This is a genomic window from Bradyrhizobium sp. C9, from assembly GCF_002532045.1.
In the GTDB taxonomy this organism is placed as follows: domain Bacteria; phylum Pseudomonadota; class Alphaproteobacteria; order Rhizobiales; family Xanthobacteraceae; genus Bradyrhizobium.
Genome location: NZ_NWTG01000007.1, coordinates 248,664 through 265,452, shown reverse-complemented (window position 1 = coordinate 265,452; position 16,789 = coordinate 248,664). Strand labels below are relative to the sequence as shown.

The window sequence follows — 16,789 nt, the reverse complement described above, 5'->3', positions numbered from 1 at the left end:
TTGGCGTTTGGAATCGTCTTGTGTGCGTGGCAGCACATAGCTGGTGATAGCGCGATCACGGCCGCACCAGCGGCTCGGGCTCTGCCGGCTTGACGTCGGCTCCGACTGGCGCTGCCGCTTCCACGGCGCCTTTCAGCTCGATCTCGTAGTAGCCACCGACCTTGATCGCACCCCATTGCGTCGAGACCGCCAGATTGATTCTTTGGCGCGCCGGCAACTCGGCATCGGTGTGCCGGTGGGCGACGCGGCCCTGGGACAGGACTTCAATGTGGGACAGCCGAACGCCGTCCGCATTCCAGAAGTCGAAGTTGAGATGCTGTGGCAGCGGACGGCCGAACACCCCCATCTCCTTGAAGGCGAGCTCGACATCGACATGGCCCGGCCCCGCCATGAAGCTGTAGTAATGACCGCGGACATCGTTGGAGATGTTGGCGCGATTGACGCCAGCGCCGAGCACCGTCGGATAATGCGGATCGGTGGACTGTGCCGATGCCGGCCCGGCTAACGTGCCTATCCAGAGAAGCAGGCGCAGGGCCGGCTTCAGGACCATCCTTGGCAAGCTCATCATGTGCGGAATGCGCCGGCGCTAATTCGGCTTGGCGGATGGGGAGCGTGCTTCGTCGCGGTCATCGGAGAACAGCAAGGGTGTCGACCGCATGTCCGCGCCGAGATACGCCTCACCAGCCATCTGATAGTTGGCTGGTGCCAATGCGAGGTGCTGGACGGCGGCATGAACATCACGCACGCAGCGTTCGAGCCCGCAGCTCACGTCCAGGGCGGCCGAGCCACCGGCACCGAACATCAGCTCGGTCGCCTGCTTGGCCGTGTTCGCCGCATGGGTTGAGGCCAGCCACAGCGTAGCGCGGTCGGCAACGCTGAGTGCCTTGCCGGCACTGACGGCCTGCCATGTCTCCTCCAGCTTGCCGTAAAGGAATGCCCGTCCCGAGCCCAGCAAGGCCTCGGCGCGGCCGAGATCGGCCTGGATCAGCGCATCTTCACGGAGCAGCTTGCGCGAGCGCGTTGCGATCTTTCGTCCGACAAGCTCGACCAGAATGTCGATCGCGTGGCGGGCGATGCCGAGCGGCACGGCGGCAAGCGCCGCCCCGAACAGCGCAATGGTCGGAAACGCATAGAGCGGCCCCTGCTCCACCGGCGGTTCGCGAAACGAGAGCGACTGCGCGGATGGCACGAAAGCATCCGCGATCGCGTAGTCATGGCTGCCCGTGCCGCGCAGCCCGATACTGTCCCAGGTGTCGAGAATCTCGCATTGCGCGGTCGGAAACAGCATGAAGCGCATCACCGGGGTGCCGTCGGGGCGCAAGCGCGGTTGATCCCCGTCGAAGATCCGGCAATTGCCGATCATCCAGCCGGAGTGCTGGCAGCCGCTGCCGAGCGACCAACGGCCCGCGACGCGATAGCCGCCATCGACGATCCTGGCGGTGCCGAACGGCCGCAAGGCGCCCGCCGTCCGAACCAGCGGATCGCTGCCATAGATGTCGCGCGCGGCGGCCTTCCCGAGATAGCCGCCGAACACGCCATAGGCGCCCCCGATGGCCATGCACCAACCGGCAGCACCGTCGGCGCGCGAGATCTCCTCGATCACCCGAACGAGGGTCATGGGGGAAGCCTCCTCGCCGCCGATGGCACGTGGAATCCAGAGGCGGAAGAGCCCCGCCTGCGCCATTGCCTCAACCAGCGGGACAGGCAGCCGCCGCGACCGCTCGCTCTCCTGCACTGAGGCCTGAACGCGCGGCGCGAGCGCCGCGGCGGCATCGACGAACGACGAACTGGTGTCTGTCATGGGTGGCCTCACTGCATCGCTATCGGTGGATCGCCCGCACAGGGTGATCACGGGGGCTGCCTTTTAGGCGACTCAGCGATGCCAGGCTCGGACGGATGCGACCGGGATCGGGACGGATGCGACATCACACAACAATGTCTGCAATCATTGCGTGGTCCTTGTCGGCGCTAACTCGGGTTCGGAACGAAGATGACGATCTTCAGATCTCGCGACGGCGTGAAGTTCGTGTGCCGGACCTCGAAGCGCGTCGGTCCGGTCTTCTTGACTCCTTGGGCGCAGAAGCTGACGAAATTGTTGGGCTCGCCCTTGTCGACGGTGAGGTGAAAGTCGCCGATCGGCGCCGCCCAGTTGGCACCGGTCGAGAGCACATAGGCAATCGACCGTTCACTGAACGGGGGATAGGGAGCGTGCCTGGTCGCGCGCGCCCGCTCGATGGTGCGGATCAGGTCATCGTCGATGCAATATGAGGCGAGGAACTCTCGCGCTTCCGGATTGCTGCGCCAGTTATCGGCGCCGATGATCGTCTGCACCGAGCCGCCGACGCTCGGACGATAGGTCTGCTCGAACATGATCTCCCGACCCGCAGGGAAGGTCTGCGTCCAGGTATAGGCCGAGCGCAACGTCCAGATCGGCACCAGATGATCCTGCATCGGGCCACCGGATCCGTAGGTCTCGATGGCGCCGACGCCGAGCTTGACTAGCTCCGGCCAGCTCGATTTCGGCAATTTGTCGAGCAACTCGCCCGCGGGTCCCCTGATCGGCATCAGCGGAATTCCGAGCTTCCGCAGCAGCGCCGTCTGGTCTACGTCGTTCGCCAGCGCCGTCTGTTCGAGATGCGGCGCTGCCGCCCTGCCGTCGACGCTGACGTGGAAATCAAAGATGTTCTCGGGATCGTCGGTCGGGATTCCGATGTTCTCGTCGCCTTCCTTGCCGACGATATCGGGCATCGGGAACGCGATCATGATGGTCTTGTCAGCGGCGGACGTGTTGACGAACCGGTAGACGATCCGGATCTGCTTCTCGGAGATGAACAGATCCTCGGAACGCATCACGATATCGGGGTCCTGCTTGAAGCGAAGTCCCCCGGTTTCCAGCGCAGCAGACGTGTCATTCGCCCGCGCGCACCAGGGCAGCAGCCCGGCAAGCAGGACCAGAAAGGCCCCTTTGGCTATCGGAGGCATGGTCATCCCTTCTCGCTTGATTGGGGGAGCAAACTCGCGGCAGTCAGTCGCATCCGTCCTTGACCGTGAAGAAATCGGAGACGTCGACGTGCGTCGTTTCGATCGGCAACACGACCCAACTGTCCATCTCGAGATGACCGCAAAGCTTGACGACGCCGAGCGACTTCCGGTCCTGCCAGGCCGTCACCGTGAAACCGATCGGGACAGCACTGCGCTCGAAAACATGCAGCTTGGCAACACCCACGGTAGCGCCGGCCGCGAGCGAGATCGTGATTTCGCCGGCGCCGGTGCCACCAGGCTGGATCGGCGATTGCCGCGGTGGTCCGAACGAGAGTTCGCTCCCGGCCGAGACCGCAACGGTCTGTTGGAACCCATTCTCGATCCGGAGCGCAGGTTTCGTACCCGCGGCCTCGGTGGCGATCGGCGCTATTCCCGCCAGAACGCAGAGAATGACTGATGCTGATCGAATAGGTGAAGCCGACATGAGCGCAATCCTTCCTGAATGAGTGCGCCTGGAGCCGAACAGGTTCGCTGCGTCGCGAACTTTCCGTCGAATCCAATGTCGATACATGCGCAGCCGAGGCCTTTCGCTGCGAACGGCATTGAAGGGCGAGCATACTCTTCCTATTGCGCAACGATCACGTTCCAAGTCGTTCCAGGCTCGGGACGATGGATCTCGACGGTTCCAAATCCAGCCTCCCGCAAGGCATGCCCGACATCGTCGACGGCTCGAAAGGTGAAGATGTCCTCGGGAAATCCCAGGCGCTCCATCGCATCACCCGGCAGGAAGCCGAGCGCGAGCACGCCATCTGGCTTGAGCACCCGCCTGATCTCGCCGGCACCGATGGACAGCGATCGCCAGAAGTACACGGTGTTGATGCAGCACACCTTGTCGAATTGATCACTCTCCAACGGCAAGGCCTCGATTTCTCCGATCCGAAAGTCGGCGCGCCCGGCGTCGATCGCAGTCCGGTATCGCGCCGTCGCCCATGCCACCACGTCCTGGGAGCGATCGACCGCCGTCACATGGGCCGCGCAATCGAGCAGGGGAGCGATCGTCGCGCCACCTCCGAACCCGATCTCGGCCACGCGATCGGAGGACTTCACGTCGAGCAACTCCAGCGCAAAGCGGTTCATCCGGCTGTTGTGCCGGTTCATCAGGCCGCCAACGAAACGACCGAAGACACCGCGTGGATGAGCGAGATGGTGAGCGATCAAGCGAGGCGGAGCCATGATACGTCCTGAAATCTGAGCCGATGCGCGCGATACCACACCAACGGTGCCAGCCTGAGCGGATCGTCCCGTAGGCAAGATCGCGCGGAAGCCGCCTTTTTATGCGCTTAGGGGATGTGTCGCACGGACCGATGCGACAGCGATTTGGACATGTGCGACATCGGTCGACGATGTGAATCGAGTTTGTCGCTGCATCCTGCCCGACGCCGGAATTGGATGCAGGTCGGCCGCCCGCTAATGATTGCCCGCCTCGGACGCTCCTGTAAGGTCAACAACCTTCAAAAGGATTGGACAAGCGACATGCGCGGATCATATCGGCGGACGTTCCAATCGGTCCTGTTGACCGGAGCGGCACTGATCGTGACAGCCGGCGCAACGCCAGCACCGGAAAGCGTGATCCGTTGGGATGCGAAGAACGCCTACCTCAAATGCGACGGCGCGATCGACGGCACCGTCGCCTGGCCCTCCGCGCCGCGGGCAGCGTGCGTTGCGATGCTGATGTGCGCGAATGAGCGAGCATTGTCCGCAGAGCGCCACCGGCGGCTGATCGAGCAGATCCGGAGGGTGCCAGGTTGCGGAGAGCCATAAGGGGCAGTCGGGCGATACAACGGGAGTTCAGATGTTCGGTCACGAACGCCGCGGCACCGCGCGGATGTCCGACGGCGTCACGCCGTAGTGCCGGCGGAAGGTGCGGTTGAAGTAGGACAGATCGCCGAACCCGACTTCGAACGCAATCGTGCCGATGGCGCTGCGATTGTGGCGTGGATCGGTCAGCAAACGATGCGCGCGCGCCAGGCGCTGGCCGAGCACGAATTCCGAGAATGTCGAACCCACGCTCTCGAACAGCCTCTGGATATGGCGCGGCGTGAGCCTCAGCCGGGCAGCCACCGCGGGCAGCGTGAGATCGCCATAGCTGAGATTGTCGCTGATGTCGGCCTTGACCGCGGCAAGCCGGGCCGCCGCGAGTCCGCCGTCTCCCGCGGCAACCGCCGCATCGCGGTTGGCACCGATGATCAGCGCGCCGAGATCGATCAGATGCTTGACGACAGCACCGCGCAGCTCGGAGGTCGAAAGCTGATAGCTGTCGTCGAGCTCCCTGATGTAGAGCGCCAGGAGGCGCATCGCCTCGGTGTTCGCCGGCAGAGGGCGGATGAGCATGTCTTCGGGATCGTTGACCAGCGATGCCAGCGCCTTGCGCGGCAGCCGGAGACCAACGAAGCGGCTCGGCGACACCGGCACCACCATGTTGCCCGCTTCCGCGCTCGACTGCAGCACGGCCTGGCCCGGGCCGAGCTCGATATCGCGGCCGCGCTGCGAGGCACGGGTGTTGCCGCTCGTGATGATCGTCAGCACCAGGTCGTCGGTGCCGTCGAGCAATTCGCGCGGTCTTGCGATCTTGAGATTGCTGCAGGCCCAGGATCCGATGCCGAGCCCGGACAATTCGCGCACATTCGCCTCGGCATGAAACGCACCGTCGTCGAGCGGCTCCGGATCGAGCTTGACGATCATGCGCCCGATCTGCTCGCGAAAGATCGGCAAGCGATCGCGCTCGCCGAAATGCGCGGTCGAGAATCGAAACCCTGTGATGTCGCCCGACTGCATTGTCATCGGCTCGCCCTCATGGTGGCGGAAGTCGCCGCTCATATACGGCTGATTTGTGGCCGCGCACACCGCAGCATGGGCGCCATGCAGCGCAGCTGCAAACGTGAACCTTTCGCGGGTTCCGCCGATGCCTCGATCTGACAAGTGTCAAGCATCGCGCATAAGCTTCGCAAATACGCAGCATCTACAGCGCGCGCGAAATTCCTTCGATCTTGATTGATTTGTCGCGCTCGAATTCGCGACCGGGACTAAAATTGTCCTCGCTCCGATAAGCCCGAAGACGCCGTCCGCATCGGAGCGCGGATAATTATAATTGACTGACCGGACGGTCAATAGTAATCCGGTCCCAGGTCATGCGACCTCGGTCATCAGAAGCCGCAACGGGAGGTAATCATGGTCAGCGATTTGGTGTTGACCGATATCCGCGCCGGATATCGCGTCCTGACGCTCAACAGGCCCGACCGCCTGAATTCATTCAATGCCGATCTGCACACAGCATTGATGACCGCGTTGATCGCGGCCGAACAGGACAAATCCTGCCGCGTGCTGATCTTGACCGGGGCCGGGCGCGGGTTCTGCGCCGGGCAGGATCTTTCGGACGGTGTGTTCACGCCGGGCGAGACGCCGGATCTCTCGGCGCCGATCGAAAAATTCTACAACCCGCTGGTGCGCAAGCTGCGCAGCATTCCGATGCCGGTCGTATGTGCCGTCAACGGCGTGGCCGCCGGCGCCGGTGCCAACGTGGCCCTTGCCTGTGATGTCGTGATCGCCGCACGGTCGGCCAAGTTCATTCAGGCCTTCGCGAAGCTCGGCCTCGTCCCGGATTCCGGCGGCACCTGGTTCCTGCCGCGGCTCGTCGGCGCAGCACGGGCCCGTGCGTTGACCATGCTCGCCGAACCGGTCTCCGCGGAGCGGGCGGAGACATGGGGCATGATCTGGAGAGTGGTCGAGGACTCCGACCTCATGACGGAGGCCCACGCCCTCGCCGCCGCCCTCGCGACGCAGCCGACCGATGGTCTTGCGTTGATCAAGCAGGCGCTCGATGCGTCCGAGACCAACACGCTCGACGCGCAGCTCACGCTCGAGCGCGACCTGCAAGGACGCGCAGGCCGGTCGGCAGACTACGCCGAAGGCGTCACCGCGTTCCTCGCAAAGCGCACGCCGCGCTTTGTCGGGCGCGCCTAGAATTGAACGTTCCGCCCGCAAGGCAAGACGCATCATTGGTCACCAGTCAAAGGGTTCAACTTCGATGACACAGCCTCAATCCAGCGGCGCACAGGCGGCCGACAACGTCATGAAACTCGACAGCTTCGTCCGCGGAAACTGGACCGGTTCCGGCGAACCGGCCACCGAGATTCGCAGCGCCGTCACCGGCGACGTGGTGGCGGTCGCGACCAGGAGCGATCTCGACATGCGCGAGATCCTCGCCTATGGCCGCACGGTCGGCGGCAAGAATCTCCGCAAGCTGTCGTTCCACCAGCGTGCCGGCCTGCTGAAGACGCTGGCCGACTATCTGAGCCAGCACAAGGACCGGCTCTACAGACTGTCGCTCCATGCGGGCGCAACCCGCACCGACGCCATGATCGACGTCGACGGCGGCATCGGCACACTGTTCGCCTATGCCAGCAAGGGACGCCGCGAGCTTCCGAATACCAAATTCCTGCTCGACGGCAACGTCGAGGGGCTCTCCAAGGGCGGCGCATTCGCCGGCCAGCACATCGTTACGCCGTTACACGGGGTGGCCGTGCATATCAACGCATTCAACTTCCCATGCTGGGGCATGCTGGAGAAGTTGGCGCCCGCGCTGCTCGCCGGTGTTCCCGTCGTCACCAAGCCCGCAACCGTCACCTCCTATGTCGCCTACGAACTGGTCCGGATGATCACCGAGTCCGGCGCGCTGCCCGAAGGCGTCCTGCAGTTCATCGTTGGATCGACCGGCGACCTGTTCGACCACCTCACCTGCCAGGACGTGGTGTCCTTCACCGGCTCGGCCGACACATCGCAAAAGCTGCAAGGGCACCCGGTCATCGCGCGCGAAGCGGTCCGGTTCATCGCCGAGCGGGATTCGCTCAATGCGGCAATCCTCGCGCCGGACGCCGTGCCGGGAAGCCCGGAGTTCGACCTCTTCATCAAGGAGGTGGCGAAGGAGATGACGGTCAAGGCCGGGCAGAAATGCACCGCGATCCGCCGCGCATTGGCGCCGTCGGCGCAGATCGACGCCGTCGTCACGGCGCTGCGCGAACGTCTCGCCAAGGTCACGATCGGCAATCCCGAAAACGAGAAGGTCAGAATGGGACCGCTGGTCGGCCTCGCCCAGCGCAGCGATGTGCTTGCCCATGTCGCGAGGCTTCGCACCGAGGCCGAACTGGTCGCCGGCGATCCCGACAACTTCCCGCTGGTCGACGCCGACGCCAAGCGCGGCGCGTTCGTTCCACCGCTGCTGCTGCACTGCTCCAGGCCGCTCGCCGCAACCGCGGTGCACGAGATCGAGGCGTTCGGGCCGGTCTGCACCGTGATGGGCTATCACGATCTCGACCAGGCCATCGCGCTGACCAATCGCGGTGGCGGCAGCCTGGTCGCATCGGTCTACACCCACGACATCCCGGCCGCGACCGCGCTCGCGTTCGGCATCGGCAGTTTTCACGGTCGGGTCGCGATCATCGACCGCGATTGCGCGACCGAGCACACCGGACACGGCTCGCCGATGCCGCAGATGGTTCACGGCGGACCGGGCCGGGCCGGCGGCGGCGAGGAACTGGGCGGCGTCCGCAGTCTCCAGCACTACATGCAGCGTACCGCGTTGCAGGGCTCCCCTCGCATGCTGAGCGGCGTCACCGGCCGCTGGTTCAAGGGCAGCCCGGTGCTCGAAGGTGACCTGCACCCGTTCCGCTATCACTACGACGATCTCGAGATCGGCCGCACGCTGGTCTCGAAGTCGCGGCAGATCACGCTCGACGACATCGAGCACTTCGCGCATTTCACGGGCGACACCTTCTACGCCCATATGGACGAGGAAGCGACCAAGGGGCATCCGTTCTTCCCCGGCCGCGTCGCGCATGGCTACCTGCTGCTGTCGTTTGCGGCCGGCCTGTTCGTCGATCCCGACTACGGACCGGTGCTGGCGAATTACGGCCTCGACTCGCTGCGCTTCGTCAAACCCGTGCAACCGGGCGAGCAGATCCAAGTGCGGCTGACCGCGAAGGAGAAGACGCCGCGCAACAAGCAGTATGGCGAGGTGCGCTGGGACGTCGAGATCACAACCGGCACCGGCGAGACCGCGGCGACCTACGAGCTTCTGACGATGAACGCGATGCGGGCGTAACGCGCGGCTCAGAGCAACGCGGCCTGGCGGCTTCGGCCGGCGGGCTTTGCCTTGCTGCGCGGCCGGGCTGCGGCCGCACCCGCCAGCACCAGTTGCGCGACGAAGTCGGCGTATTCGGCGCGGGTCATCGGCCCGCCCTCGCGAAACCACATATAGTGCCAGTTCAGCATGCCGAAGACGCTCATCGTCAGCGGTTTGAGGACGCGTTTCTGCTTCGCCGCCGGCACGGCCGCGGCCAGCGCATCCGACATGATCCCGACCAGGATGCGCTCGCTCGCAAGCAGCGGCTGCTGCTTGTCCTTTGGCAGCAGCTTGAGGCTCGCGATCTGGACCTGATGCTCGGCGTCGGCATGCCGGTAGAGTTCGAGCAGGGTGGCAACGATCGTCCTGAAGCGCTCGACCGGATCGCCGGCCGACGCGCTCGCCTTCCGGACCTCCGCCACCAGCTTCTCGAGATGCGACGACAGGATGTCGAACAGGATCGCTTCCTTGTCAGGGTAATAGTGATAGAGCAGCGCCTTCGAGACGCCGCACGCATCCGCGATCGTGCTCATCGATGTGCCGACATAGCCCGATGCGGCAAACAGCTCGGCCGAGCGATGCAGCATCGAGAGGCGCTTGTCGTCGTAGTCCTTGGCGCGCGATCGGGCCATGTGTTCCGTTCCATCGGCCGCCGTCCGGCCATCGTCAGGAGAGGTCAATCAACGGCAAAGTTCCGAAACCACGGCCCTGCTTGCGCCAGGCCGCGTCCGAACCAGCATTTATTGACCATCCGGTCGAATAATTCCATGGCTGAATTGGAATGGTGCTTCCCCGGGACTCAGTCCAGCTTGAACGGCTCCGATCCGGGATAGGAATGGGCGACGAACTCGCAGAAGGCGCGGGCCGCCGGTGAAAGCGCCGCGTTGCCCTTCCAGGCAAGCCCGACGTCCATGGTATGCACGTCGTCATCAAGCGTCTTGAGCTCGATGCGATGTCCCTCGAGCGACCAGGGACGGTAGACCATGTCCGACAGGATGGTGATCCCCATCCCGGTCGCGACCATGCTGCGCACGGCCTCCACCGACAGGGTGCGGAAGATGACGTTGGGCACGTGTGCCGTATGCTGCCAGTAGCGCATTGCGGAGCGTTCGGCTTCGTCGACGGTCAACATCAGATAAGGCTCGCTCGCCAGATCAGTCAGCTTGATGTTGTCCTTGCGCAGCAGCGGATGATTGACGCATGTCCACAAGCGACGCGCCGAGCGCAACAGCAGCCGCGAGCGAATGGAGTGCCGGTCATGCAGGTTCGCGATCAGCATGATGGCCGCATCGACGCTGCCGCTGATCAGGCTCTGCTCGATCGCATCGCGCTGAAACTCGTGCAGCCGGACCGTGATGCCCGGGAAGGACCGCCAGAACCGCGTCAGCAACGGCGGCAGGAAATATCCGGCAACGGTGTAGCTCACGGCCACGTCCACGGTGCCGTCGACCTGCGTTCCCCAGCGATGCGGGCCCCGTGTCGCATCTGACACGCTCGCCTCGATCGCGCGGGCGCGCTGCAAGAACTCGTGGCCGTCAAACGTCAGCGTCACGCCGTTGGAATGGCGGTCGAACAATTTGCGGCCGAGTTCGGCCTCGAGCGCCTTGATGGACGACGTGACCGCCGATTGCGTCACGTTCAGAGCTGCCGCGGCCGCGGAAACGCGTCCGCTCTCAGCCGTCGCGATGAAGTGCCGAACCTGACGGAACGTCAGAGACATAAAAATTTCCGATATCAGCGAACGATATTTCGAATTTTACAATCCCGCGACGGAACGAAAAGATCAATCCGTCGGTTCCGGGTGAGAAGGCGTTGAGATGATGTCCGAAGGTTTGGAATTGGTCGCTCGCGGTGTCAGCGTCCAATTCGAAGGCCTGAAAGCGCTGTCCGACGTTACACTGGCCGTGCCGCGGGGGCATATCGCCGGACTGATTGGGCCCAATGGCGCCGGCAAAACCACCCTTATCAATGTATTGACCGGTTTCCAGCCGGTCGGCGCGGGCACCGTGGAGCTGGAAGGCGAAACGCTCAACGGCATTGCAGCGCACATGCTGCGACGCAAAGGCGTGGCGCGCACCTTCCAGTCAGGCCGGCTTTTCCGCGACCTGCCTGTCATGGACAACCTGGAAGTGACCGGCGTCGGCCTCGGCCAAGGCCGTCCCGACGCGATCAGCGAGGCCGAGCGGGTGATGGCCTGGCTCGGCATTTCGCATCTCGCCAACAGCATTGCCGGCGCGCTGCCCTACACGGACGAGCGCCGCGTTGCCATCGGCCGCGCCATCATGGGCACGCCGCGATATCTGCTGCTCGACGAACCGGCGGCGGGCATGTCGGAGCATGAGAGCCACGAGCTCGCCGGCATCATCCGCAGGATCGCATCCGAGCTCAATGTCGGCGTGCTGCTGATCGAGCACAATATCGGCCTCGTGCTGGAGCTCTGCGAGCGCATCTTCGTGCTCGATTCCGGCGAGATCATCGAAGTCGGCCCGCCCGCCCAGATCCGCAACAGCGATGCCGTGCGGCATGCCTATATGGGCACGCAGCGCGACGAACTGGTTCCACCGGTCGCAGCCGAAGCGGCCGTGGCGTCATGACCGCACTCGTCGTCGACGACATCACGGTCAGCTATGGGCGCCTTACGGCGCTCCGCGGCGTGACATTGACGGTCGACGAAGGCGAAATCCTGTTCGTGACCGGCCCGAACGGCGCCGGCAAGTCGACGCTGCTCAACGCCATCGCAGGCGTCGTGCCGCCAGGCTCCGGCTCCATCCTGATCGACGGCGCAGGGATCACCGGTGCCGCGCCCGAAGACATCGCCCGGCGCGGGTTTTCGCTAGTGCCCGAAGGACGCAACGTGTTCGGCGCGCTGACGATCGAGGAGAACCTGAAGGTCGGCACCGGCATGCGCGCCGACCGCAAGACAATCGCCGGCGACCTGGATCAGGTCTACCAGGAATTCCCGATGCTGGCGGAGCGCCGCCACAGCCCGGCGGGCATGCTGTCCGGCGGCCAGCAGCAGATGCTGGTCATCGGCCGCGCACTGATGGCCGCGCCCCGCATCATGGCGATCGACGAGCCGTCGCTGGGCCTCGCGCCGAAGATCATCGATCAGGTCTACGAGATCCTGTTGCGGCTGCGGGCCCAGCGCAAGCTCACGCTGCTGATCGTCGAGCAGAGCTCGACGCGCGCCATGATGACGGGCGGGCGCATGGTCCTGATCCGCGGTGGGCGCATCGTGCTCGAGGGCCCCGCGGCCGACATGGTCAGGGACGATCGCCTGAAGCAGAGCTATTTCGGCTTCGGAGATCACTGAGATGCGCGAGCTGCTCCAGATCATCTTCGACGCGCTGAGCCTCGGCAGCCTCTATGCGCTGGGCGCGCTTGGCATCGCCCTGATCTTCGGCGTCATGCGTCTCGTCAACTTTGCCCACGGCGATTTCATCGCCTTCTGCGTCTTCGCCATGCTGTGGCCGTCGATCGATGCGGCGGCGATCGTGTTTGCCGGCCAGTTGCCGTTCTATCTCTTGATTCCGCTGCTGCTGCTGATCGGCGCCGTGCTGTCCATCCTGTCGGAGGTCGTCGTCTTCCGCCGCTTCCGCAACGCCAATCCGGCGACGATGATGATCGCGTCCTTCGCGCTCGGCTTCGTCATCCGGCATCTCCTGCTGATGCTGTTTTCGAGCCGGCCGAAATCGATCACGCTGTGGCCGAGCCTCGGCCTGCCGGTCGAAGTCTTCGGCGCGCACATCCCGATGCTTCAGGTCGTGACCATCATCATCACGCTGGCCGTGCTTGTGATCCTCGTCCTGTTCCTGAAGCGCACGCGCTACGGGCTCGAGATGCGCGCGGCGGCCGACAATTTCACCATGGCGCGTATGCTCGGGGTCCGCGCCAACGGCGTGATCCTGCTGGCCTTCGCCATCAGCGGCATGCTGGCGGCGGCGATCGGCCTGATCCTGGCCACCAATTCCGGTACCGCCGACATCGGCATGGGCGCCAACGTGATGCTGATCGCGTTCATCGCAACCGTGATCGGCGGTCTCGGCAGCATTCCCGGCGCCGTTGCCGCCGGCTTCCTGATCGGTGCCGCCAGTGTCGTGTTCCAGGCGACTTTGCCGCACGACGCCCGCGTGTTCCGGGACGCTTTCGTCTACGGCGCCGTCATCGTCGTCCTTCTGGTGCGGCCGCAGGGCCTGTTCGCACCGAAATCCGCCAAGCAGAGGGTCTGATCGATGTCGCAGCGGCCGTCCGTCATCCGGCAAACGATCATCACGCCGATTGTGTTGATCGTGGCGCTGCTCATCATGGCCGCCCTCTCCTATCAATTCGGCAGCCGGGCCTTCAACCGCACCGTGGTCGAGATGTTCATCAACATCATGGTGGTGGTTGGCCTCTATGTCTTCGTCGGCAATTCGGGCCTGCTGTCGTTCGGCCATATCAGCTTCATGTGCCTCGGCGCCTACATGACCGCCTGGCTCACCATTCCGCCGGTGATGAAGTCGATCACGCTCAAGGGCCTGCCGGCGTGGCTGCTCCATGCGCAACTGCCGATGTGGGTGGCGACGCCGATCTCCGGCCTGTTTGCCGCATTGTTCGCGCTCATCGTCGGGCGGGTCATCATGCGCCTGTCGGGCATAGCCGCCTCGATTGCGACCTTCGGCCTGCTCGGCGTCATCAATAATGTCTATTCGAACTGGGATTCGGTGACAGGCGGACAAGGCTCGATCGTCGGCATTCCGCCCACCATGAATGTCTGGACCGCATGGATCGGCGGCGCCGTGGCCATCGCGATCGCCTATCTCTACTCGATCTCGCGCTCGGGGCTCGCGCTGCGCGCGACGCGCGACGAAGCGGTCGCCGCCAGCGCCTCCGGCATCGACATCGTCCGCGAACGGCTGATCGCCTTCGTCGTCAGCGCCTTCATCATCGGGCTTGCCGGCGCGCTGTACGCGCATTTCCTGAGCATCGTCAATCCCGGCGCATTCTATCTTCGGACCACCTTCATCACGCTGTCGATGCTGGTGGTCGGCGGCATGTACAGCCTCAGCGGCGCCGTCTCGGGCGTGGTCGCGATATCAGTGCTGATCGAGCTGTTCCGTGATCTCGAGAAGGGCATCAGCCTGGGCGGGCACACCGTCGGCCTGCCGAACGGCGTGCAGGAGATCGCGATCGGCATCATCACCATCGTGATCCTGATGTACCTGCCGACGGGATTGACCCGCAACCGGGAGTTCTCCTGGCGCCGATGGCCGTTGCAGCGGTGCCCGACCCGGCCTGTCCAGACCGCACTGAAGGAACTGCACTGACGCTCGTTTGCAAAATTGGAGGAGTGGCATATGCGCTTTACGAGATTACTCGGCATTCTGGCCGGAGCATCCACGCTCTGGTTCACACCGGCCCAGGCGGCCGACGAGATCGTCGTCGGTTTTGCGACCGCGGCATCCGGATTCATGCAGGCCTATGACAAGCCGGCGCAGGACGCGGCGCTGATCCGGATCGATGAGATCAACAAGGCCGGCGGCCTGCTCGGCAAGAAGATCAAGCCGGTGTTTGCCGACACCAAGACCGATCAGGCCGAAGGCGCCAAAGCCGGCCTCGCGGTGCTCGACCAGGGCGCCGATCTCGTGATCGTCTCCTGCGACTACGACTACGGTGCGCCCGCGGCGCTGCAGGCACAGGCCGCCGGCAAGGTTTCCTTCTTCCTTTGTGCGGAATCGATCAAGGCCGGCATTCCCGGCGTCGGCCCGTTCTCGTTCTCGGCCTCGGTGCTGGCACCGGTGCAGGGCGCAACCATGTCGGAATGGGCGTACACCAAAAAGAACGCGCGCAGCTTCTACCGGCTGCTCGACAGCTGGACCGTCTACAACAAGGGCATTTGCGACGGCTTCGACTGGATGCTGCCGCGCCTGAAGGAGGCCAAGCTGGTCGGCAGCGACACCTTCAAGAACGACGATGCCTCGATCGCGTCACAGATCACGCGGATCAAGAGCCTGCCGAAGGAACCCGACGCCATCATGCTCTGCACGATGATGCCGGGCGCCGTGTCAGCCATCAAGCAGATCCGCGCCGCCGGCATCAAGTCGATGATCCTCAACGGTTCGGGCGTCGACGGCAGCTACTGGTTGAACGCCGTTCCCGATCTGTCGAACTTCTATGTTCCCGTGCAGGGCTCGGTCTACGGCGACGATCCGAACCCGAAGGTCAACGAGTTCAACAAGAAGTACAAGGAAGTTACCGGCGGCGACCCGTCCAGCCAGTACGTCTATCCGGGCTACGTCCTGATCGATGTCTGGGCCAAGGCAGTCGAACGCGCCAAATCGACCGATGCGGCGCCCGTGGTGGCCGAGCTCGAGAAGATGAAAGACGAGTCCACGCTGTTCGGGCCGCGCACCTTCACCAAGGACATCCACCACCAGAACCAGGGCCGTTACCTGATCGTCGACACCGAGGCCGGCAAGCCGAAGGTGATCGACCAGTGGACGATCTCGGAAAAAATCCCGCTCGATTATCTGGTGTCCAAGTAACCCGGCAACGCCCCCGCCCCGGGGTGCGCCAGACGGACCCCGGGCGGCTGCGACGGTCGTATGCAAAGCCAGTTGGAAGGAAATCAGGAGATGGTCGTGATCAACTGCGACATGGGCGAGGCCTACGGCCTCTACAAGATGGGCGACGACAAGGCATTGATGCCCCATATCGACGTCGCCAACGTCGCTTGCGGCTTTCATGCCTCCGACTTCAACCACATGCGCAAGACCGTGCAGCTCGCCAAGGAGTTCGGCGTCAAGGTCGGCGCGCACCCCTCGCTGCCGGATCTGCAGGGATTTGGCCGCCGCGAGATGAAGATCACCCGAGAGGAGCTGGCCAACTGCCTGCTCTACCAGATCGGCGCCCTCAAGGCGTTCCTCGATGCCGAAGGCATGGCGCTCAATCACATCAAGCCGCACGGCGCGCTCTACGGCATGGCCTCGCGCAACGAGGACATCGCCGAAGCCGTGGCCGACGCCGCCGATGTCTACAAGGTGCCGCTGCTCGGCATGAAGGGAACGTTGCACCAGCAGGTCTATGAGCGTCGCGGTCACGCCTTCGTCGCCGAATACTACGCCGATCTCGACTACAATGCCGACGGCAGCCTGATCATCACCCGCGAGCACGAGGCGAAGGATCCGGCCGACGCCGCCACCCGATGCGCGAGAGCCGTCAACGAGGGCAAGACGCGTACGGTGGCGGGAAACGACATCGTGGTCGGCGCCGATTCGATCTGCATCCACTCCGACACGCCGAACGCCGTCGCCATCGCGGAGGCCGTCCGCGAAGCGGTTCGCCCCTATCTCACCGCACGCTGAGCCGTCGCTGCAAAGAAACCAATCACCGTACGAGGAAACCATGGCAACGCAGCAGATCTTCTCGCCGCTCCCGGGCATCTTTTACCGCAAGCCCGCCCCCGACAAGCCGGTCTACAAGAACGACGGCGACGTCGTCGCGGAGAGCGACACGATCGGCCTCATCGAGGTGATGAAATCGTTCAATGAGGTGAAGGCCGGCGCCGCCGGCAAGATCGTTCGATTCCTGGCCGAGAACGAGGATGCCGTGATGGCCGGCCAGCCGATCGCCGAAATCGACGTTTGAGCC

Annotated in this window: 18 protein-coding genes; 10 read left to right on the top strand and 8 right to left on the bottom strand. The window is 64.2% G+C overall.

Translation table 11 applies throughout. The features are described 5' to 3' along the window. Window positions 1–55 precede the first annotated feature (55 nt). The 5 genes from CO675_RS18130 to CO675_RS18110 all read right to left on the bottom strand — a co-directional run bounded on the left by CO675_RS18130 (window position 56) and on the right by CO675_RS18110 (window position 4,119). The gene (locus CO675_RS18130; protein WP_097673252.1) at window positions 56–550 is read right to left on the bottom strand and encodes a hypothetical protein; all 495 of its coding nucleotides are present in this window, start codon (window positions 548–550) and stop codon (window positions 56–58) included. A gap of 36 nt (window positions 551–586) precedes the next feature. After that, the gene (locus CO675_RS18125) at window positions 587–1,801 is read right to left on the bottom strand and encodes an acyl-CoA dehydrogenase family protein (RefSeq protein ID WP_097673251.1); all 1,215 of its coding nucleotides are present in this window, start codon (window positions 1,799–1,801) and stop codon (window positions 587–589) included. A gap of 167 nt (window positions 1,802–1,968) precedes the next feature. Further along, window positions 1,969–2,988: a DUF4424 domain-containing protein gene (locus tag CO675_RS18120; RefSeq protein ID WP_097673250.1), complete on the bottom strand. Its 1,020-nt coding sequence runs from the start codon at window positions 2,986–2,988 to the stop codon at window positions 1,969–1,971. A 37-nt stretch (window positions 2,989–3,025) separates the two neighbouring features. Further along, on the bottom strand, window positions 3,026–3,466 hold the full coding sequence (locus CO675_RS18115; protein ID WP_097673249.1) for a hypothetical protein: 441 nt from the start codon (window positions 3,464–3,466) through the stop codon (window positions 3,026–3,028). Between the two features lie 140 nt (window positions 3,467–3,606). After that, window positions 3,607–4,119, bottom strand: a complete 513-nt coding sequence (locus CO675_RS18110; RefSeq protein WP_158231266.1) for a class I SAM-dependent methyltransferase — start codon at window positions 4,117–4,119, stop codon at window positions 3,607–3,609. Window positions 4,120–4,431: 312 nt separating this feature from the next. Between CO675_RS18110 and CO675_RS18105 the strand changes: the two genes are divergently transcribed. Beyond that, the gene (locus tag CO675_RS18105; protein WP_097673247.1) at window positions 4,432–4,803 is read left to right on the top strand and encodes a hypothetical protein; all 372 of its coding nucleotides are present in this window, start codon (window positions 4,432–4,434) and stop codon (window positions 4,801–4,803) included. Between the two features lie 39 nt (window positions 4,804–4,842). Here CO675_RS18105 and CO675_RS18100 read toward each other — a convergent pair whose 3' ends face one another. After that, window positions 4,843–5,823 (bottom strand): AraC family transcriptional regulator, encoded by a 981-nt coding sequence (locus tag CO675_RS18100; RefSeq protein ID WP_158231265.1) that lies wholly within the window; start codon window positions 5,821–5,823, stop codon window positions 4,843–4,845. A 387-nt stretch (window positions 5,824–6,210) separates the two neighbouring features. Between CO675_RS18100 and paaG the strand changes: the two genes are divergently transcribed. Then, on the top strand, window positions 6,211–7,002 hold the full coding sequence (gene paaG, locus CO675_RS18095) for a 2-(1,2-epoxy-1,2-dihydrophenyl)acetyl-CoA isomerase PaaG (RefSeq protein WP_097673245.1): 792 nt from the start codon (window positions 6,211–6,213) through the stop codon (window positions 7,000–7,002). 109 nt (window positions 7,003–7,111) lie between these two features. Then, window positions 7,112–9,139 carry a phenylacetic acid degradation bifunctional protein PaaZ gene (gene paaZ, locus CO675_RS18090; protein WP_097673348.1) on the top strand — a complete coding sequence of 676 codons (2,028 nt, stop codon included), beginning with the start codon at window positions 7,112–7,114 and terminating at the stop codon, window positions 9,137–9,139. An 8-nt stretch (window positions 9,140–9,147) separates the two neighbouring features. Here the strand turns inward: paaZ and CO675_RS18085 are convergent, their stop codons facing one another. Beyond that, window positions 9,148–9,792 (bottom strand): TetR/AcrR family transcriptional regulator, encoded by a 645-nt coding sequence (locus CO675_RS18085; protein WP_097673244.1) that lies wholly within the window; start codon window positions 9,790–9,792, stop codon window positions 9,148–9,150. Between the two features lie 167 nt (window positions 9,793–9,959). Next, the gene (locus tag CO675_RS18080; RefSeq protein WP_097673243.1) at window positions 9,960–10,880 is read right to left on the bottom strand and encodes a LysR substrate-binding domain-containing protein; all 921 of its coding nucleotides are present in this window, start codon (window positions 10,878–10,880) and stop codon (window positions 9,960–9,962) included. A 100-nt stretch (window positions 10,881–10,980) separates the two neighbouring features. Here CO675_RS18080 and CO675_RS18075 point away from each other — a divergent pair, with 100 nt between their 5' ends. The 7 genes from CO675_RS18075 to CO675_RS18045 all read left to right on the top strand — a co-directional run bounded on the left by CO675_RS18075 (window position 10,981) and on the right by CO675_RS18045 (window position 16,786). After that, a complete protein-coding gene (locus tag CO675_RS18075; RefSeq protein ID WP_097673347.1) occupies window positions 10,981–11,754 on the top strand; it encodes an ABC transporter ATP-binding protein in 774 nt (257 codons plus the stop codon). Further along, complete coding sequence (locus CO675_RS18070) at window positions 11,751–12,473, top strand: ABC transporter ATP-binding protein (RefSeq protein ID WP_097673242.1); 723 nt, start codon at window positions 11,751–11,753, stop codon at window positions 12,471–12,473. The genes CO675_RS18075 and CO675_RS18070 overlap by 4 nt, the downstream gene beginning before the upstream one ends. 1 nt (window position 12,474) lies before the next feature. Continuing rightward, window positions 12,475–13,389, top strand: a complete 915-nt coding sequence (locus CO675_RS18065) for a branched-chain amino acid ABC transporter permease (RefSeq protein WP_097673241.1) — start codon at window positions 12,475–12,477, stop codon at window positions 13,387–13,389. Between the two features lie 3 nt (window positions 13,390–13,392). Beyond that, entirely contained in the window at window positions 13,393–14,466 is a 1,074-nt protein-coding gene (locus tag CO675_RS18060) for a branched-chain amino acid ABC transporter permease (RefSeq protein WP_097673240.1), read from the top strand. A gap of 30 nt (window positions 14,467–14,496) precedes the next feature. After that, window positions 14,497–15,684: an ABC transporter substrate-binding protein gene (locus tag CO675_RS18055; RefSeq protein ID WP_097673239.1), complete on the top strand. Its 1,188-nt coding sequence runs from the start codon at window positions 14,497–14,499 to the stop codon at window positions 15,682–15,684. A 90-nt stretch (window positions 15,685–15,774) separates the two neighbouring features. Then, window positions 15,775–16,503 carry a LamB/YcsF family protein gene (locus CO675_RS18050; protein WP_097673238.1) on the top strand — a complete coding sequence of 243 codons (729 nt, stop codon included), beginning with the start codon at window positions 15,775–15,777 and terminating at the stop codon, window positions 16,501–16,503. 40 nt (window positions 16,504–16,543) lie between these two features. Then, the gene (locus tag CO675_RS18045) at window positions 16,544–16,786 is read left to right on the top strand and encodes an acetyl-CoA carboxylase (RefSeq protein WP_021082329.1); all 243 of its coding nucleotides are present in this window, start codon (window positions 16,544–16,546) and stop codon (window positions 16,784–16,786) included. Window positions 16,787–16,789 lie beyond the last annotated feature (3 nt).

What these genes read in the sequence shown, in the direction of transcription:
- CO675_RS18130 (WP_097673252.1), bottom strand. Translation starts at nt 550, where the DNA reads ATGGTCCTGAAGCCGGCCCTGCGCCTGCTTCTCTGGATAGGCACGTTA.
- CO675_RS18125 (WP_097673251.1), bottom strand. Translation starts at nt 1,801, where the DNA reads ATGACAGACACCAGTTCGTCGTTCGTCGATGCCGCCGCGGCGCTCGCG.
- CO675_RS18120 (WP_097673250.1), bottom strand. Translation starts at nt 2,988, where the DNA reads ATGACCATGCCTCCGATAGCCAAAGGGGCCTTTCTGGTCCTGCTTGCC.
- CO675_RS18115 (WP_097673249.1), bottom strand. Translation starts at nt 3,466, where the DNA reads ATGTCGGCTTCACCTATTCGATCAGCATCAGTCATTCTCTGCGTTCTG.
- CO675_RS18110 (WP_158231266.1), bottom strand. Translation starts at nt 4,119, where the DNA reads ATGAACCGCTTTGCGCTGGAGTTGCTCGACGTGAAGTCCTCCGATCGC.
- CO675_RS18105 (WP_097673247.1), top strand. Translation starts at nt 4,432, where the DNA reads ATGCAGGTCGGCCGCCCGCTAATGATTGCCCGCCTCGGACGCTCCTGT.
- CO675_RS18100 (WP_158231265.1), bottom strand. Translation starts at nt 5,823, where the DNA reads ATGACAATGCAGTCGGGCGACATCACAGGGTTTCGATTCTCGACCGCG.
- paaG (WP_097673245.1), top strand. Translation starts at nt 6,211, where the DNA reads ATGGTCAGCGATTTGGTGTTGACCGATATCCGCGCCGGATATCGCGTC.
- paaZ (WP_097673348.1), top strand. Translation starts at nt 7,112, where the DNA reads ATGAAACTCGACAGCTTCGTCCGCGGAAACTGGACCGGTTCCGGCGAA.
- CO675_RS18085 (WP_097673244.1), bottom strand. Translation starts at nt 9,792, where the DNA reads ATGGCCCGATCGCGCGCCAAGGACTACGACGACAAGCGCCTCTCGATG.
- CO675_RS18080 (WP_097673243.1), bottom strand. Translation starts at nt 10,880, where the DNA reads ATGTCTCTGACGTTCCGTCAGGTTCGGCACTTCATCGCGACGGCTGAG.
- CO675_RS18075 (WP_097673347.1), top strand. Translation starts at nt 10,981, where the DNA reads ATGTCCGAAGGTTTGGAATTGGTCGCTCGCGGTGTCAGCGTCCAATTC.
- CO675_RS18070 (WP_097673242.1), top strand. Translation starts at nt 11,751, where the DNA reads ATGACCGCACTCGTCGTCGACGACATCACGGTCAGCTATGGGCGCCTT.
- CO675_RS18065 (WP_097673241.1), top strand. Translation starts at nt 12,475, where the DNA reads ATGCGCGAGCTGCTCCAGATCATCTTCGACGCGCTGAGCCTCGGCAGC.
- CO675_RS18060 (WP_097673240.1), top strand. Translation starts at nt 13,393, where the DNA reads ATGTCGCAGCGGCCGTCCGTCATCCGGCAAACGATCATCACGCCGATT.
- CO675_RS18055 (WP_097673239.1), top strand. Translation starts at nt 14,497, where the DNA reads ATGCGCTTTACGAGATTACTCGGCATTCTGGCCGGAGCATCCACGCTC.
- CO675_RS18050 (WP_097673238.1), top strand. Translation starts at nt 15,775, where the DNA reads ATGGTCGTGATCAACTGCGACATGGGCGAGGCCTACGGCCTCTACAAG.
- CO675_RS18045 (WP_021082329.1), top strand. Translation starts at nt 16,544, where the DNA reads ATGGCAACGCAGCAGATCTTCTCGCCGCTCCCGGGCATCTTTTACCGC.